Origin of the sequence: Streptococcus phocae (genome assembly GCF_001302265.1) — a bacterium.
Classification (GTDB): Bacteria; Bacillota; Bacilli; order Lactobacillales; family Streptococcaceae; genus Streptococcus; species Streptococcus phocae.
In genome coordinates, this window is record NZ_LHQM01000013.1 from 87,715 (window position 1) to 96,821 (window position 9,107).

Genomic DNA, 9,107 nt, shown 5'->3' on the forward strand with positions numbered 1-9,107 from the left:
AACAAGAACAATTAGATATGTACATAAATGAAAGATAGGGTAATTATCATTATACTTTTAAATAATGGCAGCTGATTTCAAGTGATTAAGGAGTAATCTTTAATTATTTAGAAAAAATGATATAAAACTTTAAAATCATGCAAAAAAAAACAGAATAGACAAGAAATAAAGAATAGATTGTGTTATTTTTAACAAGATACATCAGATATCAGATAAACCAAGTATTTAAGGAGGGATGAACTGCTATAAGATAGTGAATGTTGATAACAAGAGAGACTATTTAATAAAGGAGAGAGAAATGAAATTAAAACGAATAATAGGACTGTTAATAGTCCTATTGGTCTCAGCTGGTTCATTAAGTCTTACGAAAACGGTTAAGGCTAAAGATGGATATGATTACTATGGGTACATAAAAAATGGCAGTAATGGAGAGATAATTATCAAGCATGCAAAAACTGGGGAAGAACAGGTTGGTTTTTGTGTAGATCCGGAGAAGACTTTTCCTAAATTAGGGTATGGAGCAAAGTATCAAAAAATAAAGTCACCACTATCATCTAATATAGGAAATAATCTTAAGCGGTTATTTTATAATAAAAATATGGTAGTTACAAAAGTTAATGATGCTATGGATAAGCTTCCTTTTAGTATTAAAGCGGAGAAGATATACCAAAAAAATGTTGCAGTAAATAATATGATTTCTGCGCTGGTACATGGGTATGTCAAAGATAAGCATCAAGGAGAAGTACTTCTTAGTCGGAGCTATGATAAAGGAAATTATTTCGATGTATTAAAATCGACTTATTCCGATATTTATTTGGAATTAAATAAATTACCTATTCCAAACGGTATTAAATTAACATATTTTGAACCTCAAAACAGCATCTATCAACGCATTGTGACCTTTGAGAAGGAGAAAGAAAAACCAATATTTGGTTATAGTCCTGAAATAGAGACAGACGAAAAATTGCCAGATGTGCATGGAGAATCAGGCTCAACAGAGATTATTGAAGAAAACCATATCATAGAGACAGAACAAAACCTTCCAAATGAACATGGACAATCAGGTTCAACAGAGATTATTGAAGAAAACCATGTCATCGAGACAGAGCAAAATCTTCCGAATGAAGATGGGCAGTCAGGCAATATCATTGAGCAAGAAGACAGCAAAACACTTGTGAAATTCTCTAAACGTGATATTAAAGGTAATGAACTAGCAGGTGCAACGATTGAACTTCGTGATTTATCAGGTAAATCAATCCAATCATGGGTTTCAGACGGTAAAGCTAAAGATTTCTACCTATTACCAGGAAGTTATGAGTTTGTTGAAACAGCTGCTCCAGAAGGTTACCAAATTGCTACAAAAATCATGTTTACTATCAGTACAGATGGTCGTATCACTGTAGATGGTCAGCTTGTGACAGGTACTGCACATATCGTGATGGTCGATAACTACAAACCAATAGTAGAGACAGGCGATGTCATTGATATAGAAGAAAACCTTCCAAATGAACATGGACAATCAGGCTCAACAGAGATTATTGAAGAAAACCATGTCATCGAGACAGAGCAAAATCTTCCAAATGAACATGGACAATCAGGCTCAACAGAGATTGTTGAAGAAAACCATATCATTGAGACAGAACAAAGTCTTCCAAATGAACATGGACAATCAGGAGATCATACAATCGTTGAGGACACAAAACCTGAATTGCCTGGCAAACATAATATTAAGATTAGTAAATTGAACCTAGGTGGTCAAGAAATTGGTGGTGCTCAAATTGAGATTAGAGCTATTGATGGTTCTATGGTTACAGGTTGGACAAGTATTGCAGGTCAAACACATTACCTAGAGCTTGCAGCTGGAACTTATGTATTCCATGAAGTTGTTGCGCCAAACGGATACTTGAAAGTAACTGATATCACTTTCAAAGTTGATGACAATGGTCAAGTGACAATTATTGATGCAGCTGGTAACACTGTCGCTGCAAATGCAAACCATCTAATGGTAACCGATCATACTATTCCAACAATTGATCAGCCAGAAGTTCCTAAAACTCCAAATCAATCTAAGAGTAAATTACCTGCTACTGGAGATGTTGTATCTTCACTTGCAAGTTTACTTGGTTTGAATATGTTGGCAGTTAGCATGTTTGTATTTGTTGGAAGAAAAAAATACAGCACTAAATAAAAAATGATTATATTGGTCTAATGACTAATACTAAAATAGCAGTGAGTCCTTTAATAAGGTGCTCGCTGTTATTTTATATTAAAGATTTTTCAGGTGGTCAACAATATGGCAAAAGTCAATGATACCAGTCTTTGACCACCATTAAAAACCTCTTTTTAAAAATGTGTTATTGGAAATGGCAACATTATTCCTATCTTTTTAATCTTAATTGTGATACACTAGTTAAGTTGTTAATCGAACGACAAAAATTTACAGGCCTATAAGGCAGCTTCGCACTGCCTTTTTAGAAAAGAGAAACAATTGAAATTTACAGAATTTAACTTATCAGAAAACATCCAATCAGCTGTTGTGACAGCAGGCTTTGAGAAAGCATCTCCTATTCAGGAAATGACGATTCCATTGGCCCTAGAGGGCAAGGATGTTATTGGTCAGGCACAAACAGGAACTGGTAAAACAGCTGCATTTGGCCTACCAACATTGAATAAGATTCGTACGGATGAAAACATCATCCAAGCATTGGTTATTGCACCAACCCGTGAACTAGCTGTTCAGAGCCAGGAAGAACTCTTCCGTTTTGGACGCGATAAAGGCGTTAAGGTTCGCTCAGTATATGGTGGATCAAGCATTGACAAACAAATTAAAGCCCTAAAATCAGGCGCTCATGTTGTTGTCGGTACTCCTGGACGTTTATTAGACCTTATCAAGCGTAAAGCTTTAAAACTAGAGCATGTTGAAACCCTCATTCTTGATGAGGCAGACGAAATGCTAAATATGGGATTCTTAGAGGACATCGAAGCTATTATTAGCCGTGTTCCTTCAAATCGACAAACCTTGTTGTTCTCAGCGACTATGCCAGCTCCAATTAAGCAAATTGGTGTTAAGTTTATGAGAGATCCCCAACATGTTCAAATCAAAAATAAAGAACTAACCAACGTTAACGTTGACCAGTTTTATGTCCTGGTTAAAGAACATGAAAAATTTGACACAATGACACGTTTGATGGACGTTGATCAACCAGAACTATCAATTGTTTTTGGTCGTACCAAACGTCGTGTTGACGAAATCACTCGTGGTTTGAAATTGCGCGGCTTCCGTGCAGAAGGTATCCATGGAGACCTCGATCAAAACAAACGATTACGCGTTATTCGTGACTTTAAAGGCGATCAAATTGATATCTTAGTTGCAACTGACGTTGCTGCTCGTGGTCTTGACATCTCAGGAGTTACCCACGTTTATAACTACGACATCACTCAAGATCCAGAAAGTTATGTCCATCGTATCGGTCGTACTGGTCGTGCTGGTAAATCTGGTGAGTCAATCACATTTGTATCTCCAAACGAGATGGGTTACTTGTCAATCATTGAAAACTTAACTAAGAAAAAAATGATGCCTCTTAAACCTGCAACAGCTGAAGAAGCTTTCCAGGCTAAGAAAAAAGTAGCTCTTAAGAAAATTGAACGTGATTTTGCTAATGAGAATACTCGTGCTAACTTTGATAAATTCAAAGGTGATGCGATTCAGTTGGCATCAGAATTTACACCAGAAGAATTAGCCTTGTATATTTTGAGTTTAACAGTTCAAGATCCAGACACTTTGCCTGAAGTTGAAATTGCCCGTGAAAAACCATTACCATTTAAATATGTTGGTGGCGGACATGGCAATAAAACCAACAAAGGTGGCGGTGGCGGCCGTGGTCGCGACAATCGTCGTAGCGGTGGCGGTGGCGGTGGATACCGTGGCAAACGCAAAGAAGGTCAAGGACCAAGCCGTGACAAACGTGATGGTCAAGAAGGCGGCGGTAGTCGTGACTTCAAACGTAAACCAAAACGTAGCGCCAACGATTCTTACAACAAAGATCAAAAATCTGGAAGTAAAGACTCTGGTTTTGTGATTCGTCACAAAGGTGAATAATCAATAAAATCATTGAACACAAACCAAACAGGTTATTGTCACTGAATAAAAAAGGAGCCAATCGGCTCCTTTTTTGATTATCCAATAATCATCTTTAAGAAATGATATATCACTAGTATTTTCATTTAGTTGAACATCAGCTTGTTCGATTTGAGCTTTAAGGTCAGTCGTTTGATGTTCAACTGTAGCCGATTTTTGAGAAGCAGATTGTAGAAACTGAGTTCGTGGCAACTCTACTTTTGCCTACAGACAGTTATCCTAGGTCGTAATACTACCATTTCTTGCTTGTTGAATATTAAGGATTTCTAAACTTGCGACACCTAGTTAACTTGAGAAAGATACTGGTCAGATAATCCTGGTTGAGATTATTGCTGAAATTGTATTTTGTGTTGGAAGAGCACTTGGTTAATTCTAAGATAGAAAGGTGCTGAAATGAATAATTTTTATAATGTTATTAAGGTTGATAAACTTTTTAAAATTTAAAATGGAGGCGGTACTGTAAAAATTGTAGCACAGTGCATTGGTGGGGGGGTCACGCTGATATACTTTGGGGGTTCTTAGAAGGAACAATAGAGGCGATTTTTGATTAGTGTATGTAAAAATATTTTTTGTAACCTGTTAGTAGAAAAATGATGGGTTTAATCAAATAATCCCTCAAGCGTATCGTATCTCGTTAGTAATCAAATGCTATCAGAACCGATTGCTGCAGGAGATGGGGCTAATGATTTAGCGATGCTTGAGCAAGCTGGTTTAGGCATTGCTTTTTGTCTAAAAGAATTTATCCGTGAACACATAAAACACCAAATCAATGTACCTGATTTACATCAAGTCATTCATTTGGTGGATGAGTTTAAGAAATAATTAGATCTACTATGACCCAAAAAACTTTTTCAATAAAGATCTTTTTTTAGATGATTTTTCGGTAGGTTTTTGAGTCTTAGAAAAATCTGGTATAGCAGTGTCTGGGATATCTACTGCGTGATTGGTGTGAAGTACGAGGGCAAAAGGAGATTGGTGATTGGATTCATCAACGATTGTTGCTGCTAAGTGATGTTCTTTGGCCAATTTCATGTACAGCATCTGCAGATTGGCGTCAAGCTCAGGAGATAGCTTTAGTGCCAAAGGAGGATACTTGATACTGAGAGGGACAAGCTCTGAGGCAATGTAGTCTGCGACAGCTTGTTGTGTGATTTCTTCCAAGGTAGCGGTTAAAACAACTCGTTCTTTATAAGTGCCTAAAAAGTAGCGCTGTTCGTCTGGTTTGAGCCGATGCTCACCCAAACTACTTTTTAGGAGTTTTTGGTCTAGTAACTCCATAAACACCTCCTTTAAATTACTCTATACCATTATATCTATTTTGCTCTTAAAAGGCTAGCTATTGCGCCTGATCGAGTGTTTTTGTAAATTTCTGATAAGCTATTGAAAACAAAGAAAATAGTCCCAGAAAAACGTTTTTGAATTTCAGTAAAAAACTTTTTAAGTTGCTAAAACGCCTAGTTTATGGTAGTATTAACATGTAAAAATATTAAAACTCATAAGGAGAGTATTATAATGTCAATTATTACTGATGTTTACGCTCGCGAAGTCCTTGACTCACGCGGTAACCCAACACTTGAAGTAGAAGTTTATACTGAATCAGGTGCTTTCGGACGTGGTATGGTTCCTTCAGGAGCTTCTACCGGCGAACACGAAGCAGTAGAACTTCGTGACGGAGACAAATCACGTTACCTTGGTCTTGGTACAGAAAAAGCCGTTGACAATGTTAACAATATCATCGCTGAAGCAATCATCGGTTTTGATGTTCGTGATCAACAAGCTATCGACCGTGCAATGATCGCTCTTGACGGCACTCCTAATAAAGGTAAACTTGGTGCTAACGCAATCCTTGGTGTGTCTATTGCCGTAGCTCGTGCTGCAGCTGACTACCTAGAAGTACCACTTTACAACTACCTTGGTGGTTTCAACGCTAAAGTTCTTCCAACACCAATGATGAACATCATCAACGGCGGATCACATTCAGATGCTCCAATCGCATTCCAAGAGTTCATGATTATGCCTGTTGGCGCACCAACTTTCAAAGAAGCTCTTCGTTGGGGTGCTGAAGTATTCCATGCCCTTAAGAAAATTCTTAAAGAGCGTGGACTTGTAACAGCTGTTGGTGACGAAGGTGGTTTTGCACCTAAGTTTGATGGAACTGAAGATGGTGTTGAAACAATTCTTAAAGCTATCGAAGCAGCTGGCTACGAAGCTGGTGAAAACGGCATCATGATTGGTTTTGACTGTGCGTCATCAGAATTCTACGACAAAGAGCGTGGCGTTTATGACTACACTAAATTCGAAGGTGAAGGCGCAGCTGTTCGTACGTCTGCTGAGCAAGTTGACTACCTTGAAGAATTGGTTAACAAATACCCAATCATCACTATCGAAGACGGTATGGATGAAAACGACTGGGATGGCTGGAAAGCTCTTACTGAACGTCTTGGTAACCGTGTTCAATTGGTTGGTGACGACTTCTTCGTTACAAACACTGACTACCTAGCACGCGGTATTAAAGAAAATGCAGCAAACTCAATTCTTATCAAAGTTAACCAAATTGGTACTTTGACTGAAACGTTTGAAGCTATTGAAATGGCTAAAGAGGCTGGATACACTGCAGTAGTATCACACCGTTCAGGTGAAACTGAAGATTCAACCATTGCTGACATTGCAGTAGCAACAAACGCTGGTCAAATCAAAACAGGTTCATTGTCACGTACAGACCGTATTGCAAAATACAACCAATTGCTTCGTATCGAAGATCAACTTGCAGAAGTTGCTCGTTACAAAGGCCTTCAATCATTCTACAACCTTAAAAAATAATCTGATTATTAATTAATGGTCAAGAAATATTGATTTTAAAGCATTCTAGGGTTCTTCCAAGAGTGCTTTTTTGGTTTTTACCACCCTTTTAGTTACCTTTGTTAAAAAATGTATGGTAAGAGGGTACCCCTGAAATGGGACACCCTTATTATTTATAAATTACTGATTGCCGTTTCAAATATGGAGACGGCTTTTTTCACACCTTCTTGAGTGGCGTGAACGTATGTGCTCAAAGTCATGGAGATATTAGAATGACCTAGCCTATATTGTAAACCCTTTGGCTCTATATCGGCATATAACATGATTGTGGCATGAGTATGGCGAACTCCATGGAAACCAATGTCAGGTACTCCAGCAGCTTTAAAATCTTTTGCGTAAGTTACAAGCATAAGAGTACTTGGTAAAAAATGCCGTAAACAATACCCCGTTATCTTTTCCAATTTGCCACACTTGTTGTTTGCGGTGGTTCAGGCAATGTCTGATCAATAAGATGGTTCCTCTATCGATTTCAATGGTTCGAGTACTTACTTTTGATTTAGGTAAATTTGTTTTTTGATATCTGTTTAGTATTTTACTAATGCTGACTGTCCAATGTTCAAAATCAATATCCGTACAATTTAAAGCTAATACGGCAATCAGTGGCTGAAAAGGAAACACCAAGATAGATGCTAGCACGATGCACGATTGTACCATTTTTCTCTTTGTATTCTTTAATAGTCATGCTAATACCTTTCTAATATCAGTAAGCAAGTATGGGATTTAGTTAGATATTTAGGTTTTATTATGGGTAATGGCAACATTTTGAGAAAACAGCTATTTAAGCCATTTAGAGAGGATAGTTCTTTAGGTCATTTTCATCGTGACTTACCCATAGTTAGCAATTGTATTGGGAAATACTATACAGAACGAAAATTTTATAGAATCAAAAAACAATCCATCCAATAGCTCAATAAAGTAATACTTGATAGGGGTGGTCAAAAAAAGTAAAAGAATTGTAAAAAATTCAATAATCTTATAGCATTGATATTGTTTTTTTGCTAATATATAGAATATAGGAGAACATATGACTGGACAATTATTAAGTGGATTCATCGCAGCGTTAGTCGCAGCGTTAGTCTCAATTTATGTTAGAAAACAAACAAGCAATAGCGATTTAGATCAAAGCTCGGAATGGAGAAAAAGTCTTTTAGAAGTTGCTTCAAAACATGAAATTGGTTTAGATGAGGCACAAAGAGTCAGGGCATCATTAAGATTCAGAAAGCACGATGTGGAACCACTGTTATTTAGTTTTGACTGGATGACTAATCAAATGATTAATTACCTAGAAAAATTTGTTCTTTGTGATGGGCATTCTGATCATTTAACAAGGCAAGAAATAGATATTGTAAGACTTTTTGCCACTTTCTTACTTAAGCATCATTTTGAATATCGTCAATTAATGGGCCCAGCCGAATACTTTAATTTTAGAAATAATCATAAAAAACCAAGTAAGTTGGTAAAAGAGGCTTTTCTCGAATATCTAAAATTACGGAATAAAGAGGAGAATAAAAAATGAGTATACAAAAAGAGAAAACAATTCCTAAATGGGAAGAAATTGCTAAATGGGAAGCAATACGCATTGTTTGCTTACAATTTATCGCACTTTCTGCTATTGTTTTGATAATTTTAAAAAACACTCCAAATGTCTCTTTTTTAATAAACACTCAAAATGTCTTTTTTAATGTAAACTATCTATTAGTTTTTAGACTTATACTTATAGCAACAGTTTTTTTATCATGTATGAGCACCTATATTATTATGAAAAAAAAGTTTATATCTGAAGAACAGGATGGGGAAAAATTTGAGTTAGAAAACGAGATATTAAAAGAATTGAAAAAATTCAATAAAAATGTTGAAAAACATAACTGTTAAGGTTACTTTTTTAGTTATTTTTATCACTTCATAGAAAACACATTAAAAGTTAAATTAGATAATTCCTCCTCACTAAAATTGTGTAAGGGGGATTGTTTGTTTGCCAAATAAAGAGGAGTGTCAAAAAGAGCTACTAATAATAGAAAATCACTTTATTTTCATAGAAGAACCTTTTTTCATTGACTTATGCCTTAGGGCGTGTTATACTAAGATTGTAAATAAGTTTTCCGAGTAAAAG

7 protein-coding genes and 1 pseudogene are annotated in these 9,107 nt (G+C 36.3%); 6 read left to right on the forward strand and 2 right to left on the reverse strand.

Going from position 1 to position 9,107, the window contains the following annotated elements; translation table 11 throughout:
* The first annotated feature begins 598 nt into the window (after window positions 1–598).
* The 3 genes from AKK44_RS04550 to AKK44_RS08850 all read left to right on the forward strand — a co-directional run bounded on the left by AKK44_RS04550 (window position 599) and on the right by AKK44_RS08850 (window position 4,960).
* Complete coding sequence (locus tag AKK44_RS04550) at window positions 599–2,188, forward strand: SpaA isopeptide-forming pilin-related protein (RefSeq protein WP_161802566.1); 1,590 nt, start codon at window positions 599–601, stop codon at window positions 2,186–2,188.
* 300 nt (window positions 2,189–2,488) lie between these two features.
* Window positions 2,489–4,099, forward strand: a complete 1,611-nt coding sequence (locus AKK44_RS04555; RefSeq protein WP_054278707.1) for a DEAD/DEAH box helicase — start codon at window positions 2,489–2,491, stop codon at window positions 4,097–4,099.
* A gap of 684 nt (window positions 4,100–4,783) precedes the next feature.
* On the forward strand, window positions 4,784–4,960 hold the full coding sequence (locus AKK44_RS08850; protein ID WP_152911063.1) for an HAD hydrolase family protein: 177 nt from the start codon (window positions 4,784–4,786) through the stop codon (window positions 4,958–4,960).
* Window positions 4,961–4,969: 9 nt separating this feature from the next.
* Here AKK44_RS08850 and AKK44_RS04565 read toward each other — a convergent pair whose 3' ends face one another.
* Window positions 4,970–5,416, reverse strand: coding sequence for a YueI family protein (locus AKK44_RS04565; protein WP_054278709.1), 447 nt, complete (start codon window positions 5,414–5,416; stop codon window positions 4,970–4,972).
* Window positions 5,417–5,650: 234 nt separating this feature from the next.
* Between AKK44_RS04565 and eno the strand changes: the two genes are divergently transcribed.
* Window positions 5,651–6,958, forward strand: coding sequence for a surface-displayed alpha-enolase (gene eno, locus AKK44_RS04570; protein WP_037594959.1), 1,308 nt, complete (start codon window positions 5,651–5,653; stop codon window positions 6,956–6,958).
* Between the two features lie 152 nt (window positions 6,959–7,110).
* Here the strand turns inward: eno and AKK44_RS09375 are convergent.
* Window positions 7,111–7,447, reverse strand: a pseudogene (locus AKK44_RS09375) (tyrosine-type recombinase/integrase); the annotation flags it as partial.
* A 574-nt stretch (window positions 7,448–8,021) separates the two neighbouring features.
* Between AKK44_RS09375 and AKK44_RS04585 the strand changes: the two are divergent.
* Both AKK44_RS04585 and AKK44_RS04590 read left to right on the forward strand, forming a co-directional pair.
* Window positions 8,022–8,513 carry a hypothetical protein gene (locus tag AKK44_RS04585; RefSeq protein WP_054278712.1) on the forward strand — a complete coding sequence of 164 codons (492 nt, stop codon included), beginning with the start codon at window positions 8,022–8,024 and terminating at the stop codon, window positions 8,511–8,513.
* A complete protein-coding gene (locus AKK44_RS04590; RefSeq protein ID WP_054278713.1) occupies window positions 8,510–8,869 on the forward strand; it encodes a hypothetical protein in 360 nt (119 codons plus the stop codon). Before AKK44_RS04585 ends, AKK44_RS04590 begins: the two co-directional genes overlap by 4 nt.
* Window positions 8,870–9,107 lie beyond the last annotated feature (238 nt).